General features: G+C 44.6%; 11 protein-coding genes. 7 read left to right on the forward strand and 4 right to left on the reverse strand.

From position 1 onward, the window contains the following. Positions 1-303: 303 nt before the first annotated feature. On the reverse strand, positions 304-2,988 hold the full coding sequence (locus tag DWW23_RS11365) for a calcium-translocating P-type ATPase, PMCA-type (protein WP_122353389.1): 2,685 nt from the start codon (positions 2,986-2,988) through the stop codon (positions 304-306). Between the two features lie 245 nt (positions 2,989-3,233). On the opposite strand from DWW23_RS11365, the gene DWW23_RS11370 reads away from it, so the two are divergent. Continuing rightward, complete coding sequence (locus tag DWW23_RS11370) at positions 3,234-3,731, forward strand: DUF4251 domain-containing protein (protein ID WP_122353390.1); 498 nt, start codon at positions 3,234-3,236, stop codon at positions 3,729-3,731. On the opposite strand, the gene DWW23_RS11375 is transcribed toward DWW23_RS11370, so the two are convergent. Continuing rightward, on the reverse strand, positions 3,691-4,647 hold the full coding sequence (locus tag DWW23_RS11375; protein WP_122353391.1) for a TIGR01212 family radical SAM protein: 957 nt from the start codon (positions 4,645-4,647) through the stop codon (positions 3,691-3,693). The genes DWW23_RS11370 and DWW23_RS11375 overlap by 41 nt on opposite strands. A 166-nt stretch (positions 4,648-4,813) precedes the next feature. On the opposite strand from DWW23_RS11375, the gene DWW23_RS11380 reads away from it, so the two are divergent. The 3 genes from DWW23_RS11380 (at position 4,814) to DWW23_RS11390 (ending at position 9,016) form a co-directional block, all read left to right on the forward strand. Next, positions 4,814-6,988 (forward strand): S9 family peptidase, encoded by a 2,175-nt coding sequence (locus DWW23_RS11380; protein WP_122353392.1) that lies wholly within the window; start codon positions 4,814-4,816, stop codon positions 6,986-6,988. After that, positions 6,988-7,833, forward strand: coding sequence for a lipoyl synthase (lipA, locus tag DWW23_RS11385; protein WP_122353393.1), 846 nt, complete (start codon positions 6,988-6,990; stop codon positions 7,831-7,833). Before DWW23_RS11380 ends, lipA begins: the two co-directional genes overlap by 1 nt. Positions 7,834-7,897: 64 nt before the next feature. Then, complete coding sequence (locus DWW23_RS11390) at positions 7,898-9,016, forward strand: hypothetical protein (RefSeq protein WP_122353394.1); 1,119 nt, start codon at positions 7,898-7,900, stop codon at positions 9,014-9,016. Positions 9,017-9,027: 11 nt separating this feature from the next. Here DWW23_RS11390 and DWW23_RS11395 read toward each other — a convergent pair whose 3' ends face one another. Beyond that, positions 9,028-9,522 (reverse strand): metallophosphoesterase, encoded by a 495-nt coding sequence (locus tag DWW23_RS11395; protein WP_122353395.1) that lies wholly within the window; start codon positions 9,520-9,522, stop codon positions 9,028-9,030. Between the two features lie 24 nt (positions 9,523-9,546). Continuing rightward, on the reverse strand, positions 9,547-10,512 hold the full coding sequence (locus DWW23_RS11400; protein ID WP_122353396.1) for an Rpn family recombination-promoting nuclease/putative transposase: 966 nt from the start codon (positions 10,510-10,512) through the stop codon (positions 9,547-9,549). Positions 10,513-10,719: 207 nt separating this feature from the next. Between DWW23_RS11400 and DWW23_RS11405 the strand changes: the two genes are divergently transcribed. The 3 genes from DWW23_RS11405 to DWW23_RS11415 are packed head-to-tail and all read left to right on the forward strand — an operon-like array spanning position 10,720 to position 16,310. Beyond that, positions 10,720-13,758 (forward strand): TonB-dependent receptor, encoded by a 3,039-nt coding sequence (locus DWW23_RS11405; protein ID WP_122353397.1) that lies wholly within the window; start codon positions 10,720-10,722, stop codon positions 13,756-13,758. Between the two features lie 12 nt (positions 13,759-13,770). Next, positions 13,771-15,282: a RagB/SusD family nutrient uptake outer membrane protein gene (locus DWW23_RS11410; RefSeq protein WP_187576512.1), complete on the forward strand. Its 1,512-nt coding sequence runs from the start codon at positions 13,771-13,773 to the stop codon at positions 15,280-15,282. Positions 15,283-15,314: 32 nt separating this feature from the next. Beyond that, a complete protein-coding gene (locus DWW23_RS11415) occupies positions 15,315-16,310 on the forward strand; it encodes an endonuclease/exonuclease/phosphatase family protein (protein ID WP_122353398.1) in 996 nt (331 codons plus the stop codon). Positions 16,311-16,398: the final 88 nt, after the last annotated feature.

Consider the following 16,398-nt stretch of genomic DNA (forward strand, 5'->3'; position numbering starts at 1 on the left):
TGTTCTGATTTCTATTACAACAAAAGTATAGATAATCATTTAGTTGGACAAGTTATTTAGGGCTTTTGTACGGATCATAACGGAAATAGGCGGAAGGTATATAGGTTGGTCGTATCGGTATGCCGATATGTTTCACTTTTCGTTGTGATAACAGTGCTTTGCCACGATGATGTCATAGCAGTGCCAATACTATGGCACAACACTGCCACAGTAATGGCAGAGTTTTGCCAAAGCATTGGCAGAGTCCTTTCTTCAGGCCGAAAATCCTTATAGGTAAGGAGTCCGGCCTGACAACACTATGTCCTATTTCCTGATCAACCGGCTGATACCTCTCGCTATCTCTCCGATCCAGAGAACCAGGGAGCTTAAACCGATAATGATACCCCAGTCTTTCAGGGATAAAGGCACTACGCTGAACATCTCTCCGCCGAACGTAACGATCAGATACTGGCCGATGATGATCAACAGGGCGACGAACAGGAAGCTCTTGCTTTCTTTCAGGTTTGCAAAAGCGGAACGGCCTTCCATGAATGCTTTCGCATTGAACATATTCCAGAACTGAAGCATCACGAAGAAACTGAAGAACCAGGATAAGTCGTGCGGCGTTAATCCGGTCTGGGCATGGAAGTAATATAATACGCCCATCAGGATCACAACAAAAGCGATACCTACTCCGAAGATGTTGTAAGCCATCGGGCGGGTAATGATAAAGTCGCCGTTTTTACCACTGCGGCGGGGTTTATCTTTCATTACCCGCTCGTTAGGAGGTAATGATGCCAGTGCTCCGGCGGCAAATGTATCCATGATCAGGTTTACCCACAACATCTGTGTGATGGTAAGCGGCGATTCGGTGCCGAACAGGGAACCCAGTAATACGATCAGACAAGCGGCCACATTGATGGTAAGCTGGAATAAAAGGAACTTCTGTATGTTACGATATAAAGAGCGTCCCCACATGACGGCACGGGTAATGCTGCCGAATGAATTGTCCAGGATGGTAATGTCGCTGGCTTCTTTGGCAACAGAGGTCCCGTCACCCATAGACAAACCTACCTGGGCGGCTTTTAAAGCCGGGGCATCGTTCGTACCGTCGCCGGTTACGGCAACGACAGCTCCTTTTTTCTGTAATAATTGTACCAGGCGTTGTTTGTCGGTCGGACGGGCACGGCACATGATCTTCAGGTCGAGCACGCGGTCGAGTGCTTCTTCGTCCGTCAGTGCTTCGAATCCGGGGCCGGTAATAATGTTGCGGTCGGTGTCTTCCGGTTTCCATGTACCGATCTGACGACCGATCTCACGGGCAGTACCCGGTGTATCGCCTGTGACGATCTTGACATCGATACCGGCATTCAGACAGCTTTGTACGGCTGCCGGAACATCTGCACGGACAGGGTCGGAGATGGCTACGATACCTAGATAGGTCAGGTCGGTACCATGCAAACGTCCGTTGACGAAATAAGCATCATCCTTCCCGTCTTCAATGATCTGGTAAGCAAAGCCTAATGTACGCATCGCCTGGTTCTGATAGTCCAGTAATTGTTTTTCGATGTCTGCCTTGCAGGTTTCAACCGTTTTGTAGGTACCGCCGGCTGCCACCCGTTGGCAGTTGGCTAGAACAATTTCGGGGGCACCTTTCACATATAATACTTTTTTACCTGACAGAGGCGACTGTACCACTGTGGCCATATACTTCCGTTCGGTAGAAAACGTAAGCTGTGCTAAAACCGGGGCTTCTTCCCGTAATGTCAGATAGTTCTGATTCTGACTGTTCAGCCAAAGCAGTAAAGCAGCCTCGGTTGGATTACCTAGTGTTTTCACCTTATCTTCCGAGAAGTCGAGATAAGCGGTCGAGTTAACGGAAATGCCTTCTTTGATGAGGTTACTCAACTCGTCATCTCCCAATTTCTGATCTTTGAGATTGTAGAAGTTCGTTTGGTAAACCTGCATCTGGTTTTGTGTCAACGTACCCGTTTTATCCGTACAGATCACCGTTGTCGCTCCCATGGTCTCACAGGCATGCATCTTGCGGACCAGGTTGTTCGTCTTAAGCATGCGGTTCATGCTCAGGGCAAGACTCAGGGTTACACTCATCGGCAGACCTTCCGGAACGGATACAACGATCAGCGTTACTGCCACCATAAAGATGTTCAGAATATGCGAGATCAAGTCCATCACCGGCATACCGGAGGATGTCATCAATAATTTTGCGAGTAAGGCGATGAAGGTAAGTCCGGCAACCGTGTAGCCACCTTTGCTGATGACACCGGCAAGCCCTTTGAGCTGTATCTGTAGCGGTGTTTCCACGTCGCTTTCTATCTGCGAGCCTTCATATACTTTTCCGTAGCCGGTGGCGTCGCCTACCAGCTCGACTTTCATCACTCCATGTCCGTCGACAACCGTTGTGCCGCGCATCACCATATTGGATGGATAGGTCGCTTCGTGATCGAACTCGGCTTCGTTGGTGGTCTTGCTGATGATCGGTTCGCCTGTTAATGTCGATTCATTGATCTGCAGAGAGATAGCTTCCAACAGATGACCGTCGGCAGGAACTTCCTCTCCGGTTTCCAGTACGACGATGTCGCCGACAACGACTTCTTTTTTAGTTACCTGGCAAATATTCCCTTCACGGATCACTTTGACGAACGTATCGTCGTTTACGGTATTCAATACATCGAACGCTTTGTTCGCTTTCATTTCGAAGAAGAACCCGACACACGATGCCAGCATGATAGCAAAGAAGATACCGATCGGTTCGAGGAAAGCTGTAAAACCTTTCGCTTCCGGTCCCCAGCAATGTACACCGGCAATAATCATGGATAGCAGCCAGGCTACCAACAGGATCTTAATGATCGGGTCGTTAAACTTTTCAAGGAACTGACTCCAGAGAGAGGCTTTCTCCGGAGGTGTGAGGATATTTTCGCCGTGGAGGCGCCTGCTTTCTTCAACTTCTTGTTTGGTTAATCCCTGATACTGATGTTTTTTCTCCATAAATTTGTTTAATCTGATTCAGAAAATGAGTCAGCAAATTACGTAAAGTTGGCGGACATACGCAAGTGCTTTGGTTTTTAATTGATGATGTAATTTATTATTTTATGTGCTAGTATTTTAGGAAAATGGCAGAGTAATGGTTTGTTAACCTCTTGTTGTGTTAAATTAACGGGTTGGATATAAACTTTTGGCTTCTCTAATTGTCTTATATATAAAAGGAGAATTGTGTGTTAGTATTTAAGGTTATGAAGAATGTTAGGTTATTTTGGTTAATAGGGATTGTCCTTCTGTTTGCAGGGCAATCCCTTTATGCTCAAAGTAAAAAAGAAAAGAAAGAGCAGAAAGCCAATGAAGTGAAAGAATTAATAGATAGTAAACGGTTTACAGTGAATGTAAATCGTGCGATACCCATGGGAGGACGTTCGGTTAATCTGACTTCTCCCTACTCTTTGGAAATGCGCGGTGACTCGGTTATTTCCTATCTTCCTTATTTCGGAAGGGCATATTCGGCTCCTTATGGTGGCGGTGACGGGTTACGTTTCGAAAAATCAATTACCGATTATCAATGTTCTTTTAATAAGAAAGGAACCGCTCAAATACAGTTTCGTACCCGAAGCGATGACGATACGTTTGCATTCAATGTGCAGGTGTTTTCAAATGGCTCCGCGACAATCAATGTGACGCCTGTCAATAAACAGAACATCACATTCTATGGGGAACTGGCTCCTGAGAAAAAGGAATAAATAATCGTCCTTGCCGTGCATTTCTTTCGGCAATACGCTTATTGACCTTCGCTGTAAATTCGAAGTTCTTAAGTCCCCAGTCAGGAGCGATCAGCAGCTCTTTGGGGGATTGCGATACAAACCTCTCTACTACAATAGAGGGGTTTAATTTTTCTATGAAGTCGATCACCAGGTCGATATATTCGTCGGCCGTGTACAGATGGAATTCTTCCGGGTGTTCGGCATATTCTTTCGCCATGCGGGTGTTGCGTATCAGTTGCAGTTGATGTAGTTTCAGCGTCGTGACCGGTAAAGCGGATAACCGGTCGGCATGGTGCATTATTTCTTCCCGGCTTTCTCCCGGCAAACCCAGGATCAGGTGGGCCCCCGTATAAATACCTCTTTCCGCTGTCCGCCGGATAGCTGTTTCCGATTCTCCGTAGGTATGTCCGCGGTTGATGCGAAGCAACGTTTTGTCCTGCGTGCTTTCCAGTCCGTATTCTATCATCACGAACTTTTCTTTGGAAAGGTCTGTGAAATAATCCAGTAGGTCATCCGGCATACAGTCCGGACGTGTCCCGACGATCAATCCGACCACGCCGGGGTAGGATAACGCTTCCTCATACTTCGCTTTCAGCGAGCTCAGTTCGTCATATGTATTGGTATAAGCCTGGAAATAGGCGAGATACTTCATTTCCGGATATTTACGGGAAAAGAAACGGATACCTTCCTCCAATTGTTCGGTCACACTTTTTTCCGTATGACAATATTCCGGGCTGAACGTTTGGTTATTACAATAAGTACAACCTCCCCATCCCTTCGAACCGTCGCGGTTCGGACAGGTAAAGCCTGCGTTTATAGAGATTTTCTGTACTTTATAAGGGAATACTTTCCGTAGGAAATCTCCGAAATCGTTATAAGGTTTTACGTTTTCCATGCGGCAAAGGTAATTTATAATGGTTAATGACCAATGTCCGGTGGTTAATTTAACGATAAAATATCCCGGAAACGCTATCCGGGTACATAATTTACCTTTAACGGCTAAGGGTTTACCATGAGAAAATACTACCTTTGCAGCCTATTCAAAATAAAAAATAGTATTCATGAAACGATTGGGTGTTGGTTTCTTGCTTTCATTGGCGATAATTGGAAGCGTATCTGCTCAGAATGGGAGCAAGCGTGTAGATTTAAAAGAAATTACAGATGGAAAGTTCCGTCAGGTAACCGCTATTGGTGAAATGCGGTCGTTACCGGATGGCGAGCATTATACGGCAATGAATAAAGACCGTAGTATGATCATTAAATACTCCTATCGTACAGGTAATCCGGTAGACACTTTGTTCAATGCCCGGACGGCCCGTGAATGTACGTTTGATGATTTTGACGGCTATGATATCAGCAGTACAGGCCATCATATACTGGTCTGGCGGGACACTGAGCCGATTTACCGCCGTTCTTTCAAAGCGATGGTTTACGATTATGACGTACGGCGTAACTATGTGAAACCGTTGTCCGATTCGAAAAATAAACAGATGATTCCGACTTACTCGCCGGACGGACGTATGTGTGCCTATGTGGTGGATAACAATATATGGGTTCGTAAGTTTGATTTCGATACCGAAGTACAGGTAACTAAAGACGGTGAACTGAATAAGGTGCTGAACGGTATTACCGATTGGGTATATGAAGAAGAATTTGCCGTTACGAACCTGATGGCCTGGTCTCCGGACAGCGAATATCTGACTTATGTCCGTTTCGATGAAAGTGAAGTGCCCGAATATTCCATGCAGATGTACGGCAACGGCCTGTATCCCGGATATTACAATTTCAAATATCCGAAAGCTGGAGAGAGCAACTCGAAAGTAACGGTTCATTCTTACAGCGTAGCAACGAAAGATATCAAAGAACTGAAAATACCGGTAGAAGCGGATAGCTATATTCCCCGGATCACGTTCACAACTAATTCGGATCAGTTGGCTGTCATGACTTTGAACCGCCAGCAGAATCTTTTCAATATGTATTATGTAAATCCGAAGAGCGGCGTATCCCGCCTGATCCTTCGTGATGAAAATAAATGTTATGTCGATTCCGAATGGCTGACTTCTATCCATTTCAACCCGAATGGATTTACGTATGTGAGCGAACAGGATGGTTATTCCCATATCTACTTGTATTCGCCGACAGGAGTTATGCAGCGCCAGGTGACGAAAGGCAATTGGGATGTGACCCGTTTGATCGGATATGACGATGTTGCCAAGGTAGTATATTACGAGTCGGCAGAAGAAAGCCCGTTGCGCCGTTCTGTCTATAAAATAGACCAGAAGGGTGTTAAGACGAAGCTGTCGGAAAGCGAAGGTACGAACAGTGCCGACTTCAGTGCTAACTATGCCTATTTCGTAAATAACTATTCGAATGCCAACACGCCTGCCGTGATCACCGTAAATGAAACGAAGTCGAAGAAAGTGTTGCGCGTGTTGCAGGACAATGCTGCCCTACGCGAAAAACTGGCAAGTACATCATTCTCCAAAAAAGAATTTTTCAAGGTGCGTACAGCTTCTGATATAGAGCTGAATGCCTGGATTGTAAAACCGGTGAATTTCGATGAATCGAAGAAATATCCGGTACTGATGGTGCAATATAGCGGACCTAATTCGCAACAAGTACTGGATAAATATGGTTTTGACTGGGAACATTACCTGGCTGCGAACGGAATTATCGTAGTCAGCGTGGATGGCCGGGGAACCGGTGCACGTGGTGAAGCCTTCCGTAAATGTACATACCTGCGGATGGGCGAATTGGAATCCAGAGACCAGGTGGAAGCTGCACAGGCTTTGGGCAAACTGCCGTACGTCGATGCAAAACGCATTGCCATCTGGGGCTGGAGCTTTGGCGGATATAATACATTAATGTCGATGAGCGTGGGTAACGGTACATTCAAGGCCGGTATCGCTGTCGCTCCTCCGACAGACTGGAAATATTATGACTCGGTATATACCGAACGTTTTATGCGTACGCCTAAAGAAAACTTCTCGGGCTATGCTGCAACTTCACCGATCCGGCTGGCAAAAGACTTACAAGGTAAGCTGTTGCTGGTACACGGAACTGCTGATGATAATGTACACTTCCAGCAGACGATGGATTATGCAGAAGCATTGGTACAAGCCGGTAAACAGTTCGATATGCAGGTTTACAAAGACCGTAATCACAGTATTTACGGAGGAAATACCCGATATCATCTGTATACCAGGATGTCTAACTTCTTATTTGATAACTTATAATGTCAGAACATGTGAGAAAGCCGGATTGGTTAAAGATCCGGCTTGGTGGGAACGAGCAGTTTACAAAGACGAAAAGTATTGTTGAGTCGCATTGTCTGCATACCATTTGTACGAGCGGCAAATGCCCGAATATGGGAGAATGCTGGAGCCGGGGAACGGCCACGTTCATGATAGCGGGTGAGATATGTACCCGTTCCTGCCGCTTTTGTAATACGCTAACAGGCAAGCCGTTGCCGCTGGATCCGAAAGAACCGGCCAATGTAGCGGAAAGTATTCGCCTGATGAACTTAAAACACGCAGTGATAACGTCGGTCGATCGTGACGATCTGCCCGACCTGGGAGCCCGGCATTGGGTTGATACGATCCGGACAATCAAAGAAGTAAACCCGGATACGACGGTAGAAGTCCTGATACCTGACTTTCAGGGACGCCTTGATCTGGTCGATCAGGTAGTGGCAGCCGCTCCCGAAATCATATCGCATAATATGGAAACAGTGCGGCGTATCAGTCCGCAGGTTCGTAGTGCCGCCAAATACGATGTCAGCCTGGCTGTCCTGTCACGCATTGCAAAACAGGGTGCTACGGCAAAAACCGGTATCATGGTCGGCCTGGGAGAAACCCCCGGAGAGGTATACGAACTGATGGACGATGTGCTGGCAGCAGGTGTTTCCGTATTAACAATTGGTCAATATTTACAACCATCCAGAAAAAATATTCAAGTAACTGAGTATGTGACCCCCGAACAGTTTAATGTCTATAAATCAATCGCTTTGGATAAAGGATTTCGTATGGTAGAGAGCGCTCCGCTGGTTCGTTCCTCTTATCACGCTGAAAAGCATGTTTAATAGCGAAAACTTTTAACACATTGGGTTGTTATATATTTAAAGTGCGAAGAAAGGGGGAAAGGGTATGAACAAAGTTAAGAAAGGTTTAGACAATCAAGCCATTGGTCTGTTGCCATTGTTGCTTTTTATGTTCTTGGATAATTATTTTTCTTATCTGTTGTCTTTCATTATCGGCGTTACCTTTTGTTTTGTATGTATTTTTCTTTATCAGGTATTGAGTAAGGATAAAGTGTATCAATTTTTATTGTTACCTTCAGCTATTACGCTGGTGTTGTATTCTGTCTTTCTCTGCCTGAAACTGGAACCCGTACTATTCATTTATTCTCCGTTGATTACGGAGGTGTTGTTGGTGGTGGTACTTGCGTTTATCGGTTTTAGCCGGCGCTCTGTACTGAAAAAGATAAGAACATCGACACACCCGACTTACAAACGGACTTTGATGCGTACTACGTTAAATGAGTTTTATTTCATTGCCCAGTTGGTTCAGAATTTGTATACATTACATCTATTTGCCATTTTGGTATACAGTATCCTGCCGGATACGATGCAAAGTGTGCGCGTGGAACGTTTCCTTTACAGGGAACTGGGGGTATTGATCGGAGTACTGGTCATTCTTTATGAACAGATACGCTTATCGTTGATGCAAGGTAGTTTACAGAAAGAAATGTGGTTGCCGGTGTTGAATGACGGAGGAAAAGTCATCGGTTGTATTGCGCGTTCGGTCAGCCGTTCGTTACCGAAGAAATACTATCATCCGATCGTCCGCGTAGCAGTTATCCATAATGGAATGCTTTATTTGATGAAAAGGAGTAAAGATGCATTCGTATCGCCGGATACGATCGATTATCCTTTCCATAGTTATGTACTATTCAGGCATAGTATTGAAAGTACGGTGCGTGAATCGGTAGGTGAACTTGCTGGACAGCAGGATGTGAATCCTCGTTTCCTCATTCGTTATACGTTTGAGAACGAGAAGGTGAAACATCTGGTATCGCTTTACGTGATCTGTCTTCGTACGGAAGATCAGCTGAGTCAATGCAAGCGGGCAGGCGGAAAACTCTGGACTGCCAAGCAAATAGAAGAGAATCTGCATACCGGCGTATTTAGCGAATATTTCGAGCAGGAGTTCTCTTATCTTCAGAATACGATCTTGTTGGCAGAAAACTTCTGCTGTGGCAAATAACCGGGTATCCTTTAACGGATACCCAGTTCGATCACTTCGAGGTCTTTCATATTTTTGCCGTCGATGACGAAGCGGACCAGGGTACGAACCTGATGGAAACCGCTTTTACCGGCGGCGCCTGGATTGATATACAGACAATTCAGGTACTTATCAAATGCAACTTTAAGAATGTGCGAGTGACCCGCTATGAACAAGTTCGGGCGGGTATCGTACAATTCTTTGCGGATAGCCGGGTTGTAACGGCCCGGATAACCGCCTATATGCGTCATCATCACATTTACGTCTTCTACTTTGAAATGAGCTACTTCGGGATATTCCAGCCGGAGTGATTGCCCGTCTATATTTCCATATACTGCCCGGAAAGGTTTCAAAGCAGCCAACCGTGCCGCCAGTCCATCCGAGCCTATATCACCAGCATGCCATATTTCATCGCATTCCGAGAAATATTCTGCATATTTATCATCCCACCAGGCATGAGTATCTGAGAGAAGTCCTATTTTAATCATATTTGTGTTATTACGTTAATGCTGTTATCTAAGGTTTTCTATTTCCACGACCGGCAATCCTGTATATTTTGCAATGTCGGCTGCCGCTATGCCCATACGTTTCATGTTGGAAGCCGTCTGTAACAGAGCTTCAGCTTTGCCTTCTGCCTTTCCTTTGGCTTCTCCCTCGGCAAGCCCCTCCGCTTTTCCTTCTGCCAGTCCTTCGATGCGACCTTCCCATTTGGCGGTGTCGAGAACATCGTTCTGGATCATAATCACGTTCAGATGCTCGTCATACGCATGTCGCTCGCTTGAAGACATCGAGTAGTACTTCAGTTTCTCACGGGCTTCACGAAGGCCCGGTGTTGTCGTGTCCGGGCGGATCGTTCCGTCTTTCAGATACTTAATCCATTCATCCAAAGGCGTCGAGGCCACCTTGTCGAATTCGTTTACGCGGATCAAAATGTACTCAGGGAAGATTGAAGACGGGAGACGGGTGACGACTGCATCACGGTCGCGGGTGTTGATACGCAGCCGGTCGCCGGTATGCACACCGGTGAAATGGTTCTGACCGTGGTAGATATAGTCTGTCCCCACACCAAGGTCGAAATACAGGATACTGATGGAGTAGACCTTTTTTACTTTCTGATAGCCTTCACCCAGCGAGATATGCTCAGTGATGGCTTTGGCCACGCCGTAGAGAATACGTTCGAGATAATGAACTTCACGGGTGTTCTGGATTTCGACGATGATGATTTCGTCTTTGCTGTTCAGCGCCTTTATATCGACGCGGTTAAACTTGTCGTCGGCACTTTCCTGATTGCCTTCGCTTTCGAGGATCTCAAGTATCCTGACCTCTTCGCGCAGCATAACGGTAAGGAAACCGTTAAGCACATCGAAGTTGGCCTTCTGGCGTAACAAACGCTTGATTGCCCAATCAAAACGGATATACCGGTCCTGTAACTCTTTTCTTTCCTCTTCTGCCATGATTTTCAGATCTGACTTTTTCATAGTAAGGTGTTTTATATGTTATGTAATACGCAAATATATGCATAATTATTAATGAACAGGTTATTAAAACGGAAGAAATATATTTTACCGGACACCGATTTGTAGCAAGAATGTGCGATGAATGTCATTGACCTGTCTCCGCATTGAAATGTTGTCTTGCTTATTTTGTTCCGCAAATAAATCAAATTTATTATTATTTTAAACAAAATGGATCGAGAGAAGAATGTGTCCCATTTACTGGGAATTTTATGCCTTGCCGTAACGTTGCAGTTTTTTCCTGCACAAGTATGGGCGGAGACCAATGTACTTCCTGTTGTTAGCCAGCAAAAATCGTATGCTCTAACGGGGAATATCGTGGATGGAAAAGGGGAGCCGATAATCGGAGCCAATGTTGTGTTAAAAGGTTCTGCGACTGGTGTCGTGACCGATGTGGATGGGAATTTTTCAATGAATGTATCGGAGAAAGATGTCCTGATGATTTCTTATATAGGATACAATTCACAGGAAATTCCGGTAAAAGGGCAAAAAAGCTTGAATATCGTAATGAAGGAGAATGTAGAATCATTAGATGAAATCGTGGTTATCGGTTATGGTACAATGAAGAAAAAAGATTTGACAGGTTCCGTATCTGCCATAAAAGCCGATGAAATTACGGCCTTTACCGTATCCAATCCTATTCAGGCTTTGCAGGGGAGAGTTCCGGGAGTTGTCCTTTCACAGAATACCGGAGATCCGTCGGGAGATTATTCGATCCGTATTCGAGGGGTTAATTCGATCAAAGGTGATAATTCTCCGCTTTATATCATTGACGGAATACCTGCTAGCACGTCTTCTATCAATACATATGATATCGAATCCATGGAAATCCTGAAAGATGCGTCGGCTACGGCTATTTACGGTTCCCGTGGAGCGAATGGTGTAGTTTTGATAACGACCAAGAAGGGGAAAACCGGGAAAACGACAGTTTCCTACGACTTTGAATATGGCTTCCAGAAGCAGATAAAAAAGTTGGATTTAATGGATGCTCAGGAGTGGGCACGGTTTTATAATGAATATCTGGTCAATGCAGATATTTTGAGTGAAGCTCCTTTTTCCGAAACGGATATTGCAGCAATGGGGAAAGGGGTAGACTGGCAGAATGAAGTATTCCAGAATGCTCCTATCTCGAATCATAATATTAATGTATCGGGGGGAACGGATAATTTGCGTTATTTCATAAGCGGTTCAGCTATGATGAAAGACGGATTGATCCATAACAGTTCGTATGACAAATACAATTTACGTTCGAGTCTGGATTTGAAAATGAGCAAGATGGTCAGTGCTTCGTTGAACATGGGATATTCGCTGATAAACCAGATGAACCAGTCTGACGGAGGAGGTAACGGAGGTTCTTCTATGATCGGTGCCACTTATTCTGCCGCACCGGTATTTTATCCGTACGATGAAAGCGGTAATTATAAGGATTTGCGTTCCTGGTATTCCTGGTCGTCGCATGAAATCAAGAACCCCATTTGCATGGCTTATGAGGCAACTTACAAGACTGTCACGAACCTGACGAATATTAATGCCGCTATCAACTTCCAGCCGATCAAAGGCCTTTCTGTGAAAGCTACTTTTGGTCTGGAAGGTTCGGATTCACGGTATGACGCTTATACGACTAAAAAGTATATTTACCAGAATAATTCCGCATCCGTGAACCATAAACGGTCTACTAATGTGATAAATGAGGATATTGTGAATTATGACTTTACCGTGAATAAAATTCACTCATTCAATCTGATGGGTGGTTTTACTTATCAGCAGAATGTTTATAAATCGATAACCGCATCCGGTAATACATTCCTGAGCGATGTCCAGCAAACAAATAATCTGTCTTCGGCAGGAACGGTCAACACTCCTTCTACCTCTTATTCCAAATGGGCGTTGATGTCTTATCTCGGACGTATCAACTATTCTTTTAATGGTAAATATCTGGTGACAGCCAGTTTCCGCGCGGACGGATCGAGCCGTTATTCGGCAGGTTCGCGTTGGGGATATTTCCCTTCGGGAGCTGTGGCATGGAGAATATCCGAAGAGCCTTTTATGAAACAGTTTGAAAAAGTGACCAATCTGAAACTTCGCCTGGGATATGGCCGTACAGGTTCGAGTGCCATCGACCCGTATATGACACAGAATTTATTGAATACAGGAAAGACGGCGACAGGAACTGAGAATGTACCCTACTATGCGCCAAGCAGCACTTTTCCGGAAGATCTGAAATGGGAGACAACGTCTCAATGGGATGTCGGTGCCGATCTGGGCTTGTTCAACCAACGTTTACGTTTTACAGCCGATTATTATTATAAAAAGACGACTGACCTGTTGAATACGGTATCGTTGCCGTCTTCATCCGGATATTCATCGACAGTCCGGAATATCGGAAGTATGAGTAATCGGGGAGTCGAACTTTTGGTGGAAGCGGATGTCGTACAAAAGAAGGATTTTGGTTTTACAGTCCAGTTTAATATTGCACATAATAAAAATAGAGTTGAAGAATTGGCTGGCGGAGATGATATTTTAGGTACGACTTACAGTAACTATGGTTCCGGTTCTATAACCATTATTCGCGAAGGAGAACCTTTAGGGGCGTTTTATGTATATAAAGATGCCGGATTAGATGAAAAAGGCTCTCTTTCTTATGTTGATATGAATGGTGACGGTCAATATACAGATACGGAAGATCGGTATATCGCGGGATCGCCTTTTCCGGATTTTACGTATGGTTTGAATTGCGGCTTTCGCTATAAAAACTGGGATTTCAATTTCTTTCTGCAGGGAAGTCAGGGAAATGATGTCTTTAACTTGAGCGAGATGAGGAATTATTCTTATGGGCAGGGTATGAATATTGAGCGTAAGGTGTATTATGAAAGTTGGAGGGAAGGACAGGATAATTCTCATGTCGCCTATCCGAAGATTGAGGCGGTCGGCTCTTTGAAGTACTCAGACCGTTTCATCGATAATGGTTCTTATCTGCGTTTGAAAAATGTCAGTCTGGCCTACAATTTCCCTTGTGAAAAATGGAGTACCCGGAATTGGCTTAGTGGTATCCGGGTGTTTGTAAGTGCCCAAAACTGGTTGACCTTTACCAAGTATAACGGGGTGGATCCGGAGGTGAGTTCAAAAGCGAGTGATGTCAATGCCGGTATCGACCATTTGACTTATCCGAACAGTAAAACGTTTTCAATGGGTTTAAGTGTCAAATTTTAAAAATCAGAAACAATGAAAAGTAAGTTGTTATTATTAATAGTGGCCTGTCTCTTTGTTTTTCAGGCGTGCGACAATTGCCTGAATGAGACGAAATATACATATTCGATTTCGAGCGAAACATTTTATAATACACAGGAAGAAGCGAATGCTGCGGTATTGGCTCCGCTGGATGTGATGCGGTCGGCTTATAATTCTAATTTTTTCGCTACGCTGGAAATCAATACGGAGTACTGTTATCCGAAAGGAGTTTACCAGACTTACAAAGCATACAACGGTTTTGTAAATTCTACTCATATCACGCGGAGTGAATCTAACTGGACGAATTTATATAAAGCGATCATGTATTGTAATACCGCGATAGAGAAACTTCCGGCAGCAACGGAGATGACCGAGGCGGAAATTACAGCCTATTTAGGGGAACTGAGATTCCTGAGAGGATTCAATTATTTTAATTTAGTCAAATATTGGGGTGGAGTCCCTCTGAAAACCGAGGATAACATTACGACATGGGATGTGCCCAAAAGCTCGAAGGAAGATGTTTATGCTTTTATTATTGAAGACCTGAAATATGCGTTGGCTAATTGTCCGGATAAATCCAGATATCTGGCGACGCCGAATAAAAATGTGGTGAGAACATGTCTGGCTGATGTGTATATGCATACGGGAAACTATGAAGAAGCCAAAACTCTGGCAGGGGAAGTGGTCAATAGCGGAGTTTACTCATTGGTTCAGGTCGGTGCTTCAAGGGATTTTGACAAAGTATTCGGGTATGACCTGACAACTTCGACGGAAGAGGTGTTTTATATCAAGACATCGCGGACAGACGGTAAAACCTGGGATTATCTGTCTTATACATCGCATCCGAAATATGAGATAGAACCGGGCAAGTTGATGTTGAATGGGAATGGTTATTTTACGCATTATACGGATTTGAAAAATCATGTGATATCTACCTGGGATAAGAATGATCTCCGTTATGCGCTGAATGTCGGTTTTTATATCTTTGGAGCTGATGCTTATGGAGAGTACACCTGCCTTTTGACAAAGTATTGGGATCCGAATTCACAAGGGGGAGGAGCGAATGTTTCTATTCCGTTGATCCGTTATCCGGATGCAATGCTTATTTTTGCTGAGGCAACGGCACGTGTTGCCGGAGGGCCTACAGAAGAGTCAATCGAAATGCTGAACCAGCTTCGTCGTCGTGCTTATGGGTACGATCCTAAAGTCCCGGATATGGAATTGGATTATAAATTATCGGATTATAAAACGATGGATGACTTTATCGATTTGTTGATCAGGGAAGAAACCTATGAGCACTTCAACGAGGGGAAACACTGGGATTTTATCGTCCGTTTGGGGAAAGCACAGGAACTGGTAGGAAAATATTATAATGTGGAAGACGGTTCATGGACGGAAATTAAGGAAAGACATTTTTTGTGGAAGATTCCGGATTCCGAATTCAATTATAATAAGGCGATGAATCAGTCTACCGACCAGAATCCGGGTTATACTTCTGCAGAATGAGTAAAATGTTAAACTTAAAATAGAGAATAGGAATGAAAAAACAGATTATTAACGGAGGGCGTATATTTTTTATGCTCGCGTTTATGTGGATAGCAGCCTGTCTTGTGACATCATGTGGCAACCGTTCGGATAAGGAACATGTACGTCTTCTCTACTGGAACATACAAAACGGGATGTGGTCCGGACAGGGAGATAATTATGACGGTTTTGTCGAATGGGTTAAAAAGCAAAATCCGGATATCTGTGTCTGGTGTGAAGCTCAGACTATTTATAAGACGGGTACAGCTGACCCTATGGAGGCAGCAGATCGTTACCTGACAGATAATTGGGAGAAACTAGCCATGCGATATGGACATGCATATTGGTATATAGGTGGTCACCGTGACAACTATCCCCAGGTGATAACATCTAAATATCCGATTAAAAATGTCTCGCGTATTACGGGGGCGGAGCCGGACAGTGTCGTTACGCATGGCGCTGGCTGGGCGCAGATCGAAATCGGCGGACAAACGGTCAATGTGGTAACGCTCCATACCTGGCCGCAAGCCTTTGCTTTTCGTGCCGAAGACCAGGATGCCAGCAGAGCGGAACACGGAGGAGACAAATACCGGCGTATGGAAATGGAGTATATCTGTAAACAAACGATCGGATCAGTTCCCGGGGCAGCTGGCCAATACTGGATGATGATGGGAGATTTTAATTCGCGGTCACGAGTTGATAATACGGTTTACAAATATCCGGAGGAAGATACTCGCTTTTTAGTGCATGATTATATCCGTGAGAATACCCCTTATGTAGATGTGATCGCTAAAAAGCATCCCGGCGAGTTTAAGACCACGACTGGGGGAGAGGCGCGTATAGATTTCGTATATTGTACTTCTCCGCTATATGAACGTATTGTTGCTGCCGATGTCGTGACCGATACTTACACAAAACCGGTGCGCGATCCGGCAAATCTTTCAAACTTTTGGCATCCTTCCGATCATCGTCCCATTTTGGTGGATTTTGAATTGGAAAAAGGTAAATAAAAAGTGATAAGAGCTCATATTCGTTGGATTTTATAGAATTATGAGTTAAAAAAGAGGATCGGACAGCTCTTAACAGGGGTTGTCCGAT

It is taken from the genome of Parabacteroides sp. AF14-59, from assembly GCF_003479515.1.
In the GTDB taxonomy this organism is placed as follows: domain Bacteria; phylum Bacteroidota; class Bacteroidia; order Bacteroidales; family Tannerellaceae; genus Parabacteroides; species Parabacteroides faecis.

What these genes read in the sequence shown, in the direction of transcription:
- DWW23_RS11365 (WP_122353389.1), bottom strand. Translation starts at nt 2,988, where the DNA reads ATGGAGAAAAAACATCAGTATCAGGGATTAACCAAACAAGAAGTTGAA.
- DWW23_RS11370 (WP_122353390.1), top strand. Translation starts at nt 3,234, where the DNA reads ATGAAGAATGTTAGGTTATTTTGGTTAATAGGGATTGTCCTTCTGTTT.
- DWW23_RS11375 (WP_122353391.1), bottom strand. Translation starts at nt 4,647, where the DNA reads ATGGAAAACGTAAAACCTTATAACGATTTCGGAGATTTCCTACGGAAA.
- DWW23_RS11380 (WP_122353392.1), top strand. Translation starts at nt 4,814, where the DNA reads ATGAAACGATTGGGTGTTGGTTTCTTGCTTTCATTGGCGATAATTGGA.
- lipA (WP_122353393.1), top strand. Translation starts at nt 6,988, where the DNA reads ATGTCAGAACATGTGAGAAAGCCGGATTGGTTAAAGATCCGGCTTGGT.
- DWW23_RS11390 (WP_122353394.1), top strand. Translation starts at nt 7,898, where the DNA reads ATGAACAAAGTTAAGAAAGGTTTAGACAATCAAGCCATTGGTCTGTTG.
- DWW23_RS11395 (WP_122353395.1), bottom strand. Translation starts at nt 9,522, where the DNA reads ATGATTAAAATAGGACTTCTCTCAGATACTCATGCCTGGTGGGATGAT.
- DWW23_RS11400 (WP_122353396.1), bottom strand. Translation starts at nt 10,512, where the DNA reads ATGAAAAAGTCAGATCTGAAAATCATGGCAGAAGAGGAAAGAAAAGAG.
- DWW23_RS11405 (WP_122353397.1), top strand. Translation starts at nt 10,720, where the DNA reads ATGGATCGAGAGAAGAATGTGTCCCATTTACTGGGAATTTTATGCCTT.
- DWW23_RS11410 (WP_187576512.1), top strand. Translation starts at nt 13,771, where the DNA reads ATGAAAAGTAAGTTGTTATTATTAATAGTGGCCTGTCTCTTTGTTTTT.
- DWW23_RS11415 (WP_122353398.1), top strand. Translation starts at nt 15,315, where the DNA reads ATGAAAAAACAGATTATTAACGGAGGGCGTATATTTTTTATGCTCGCG.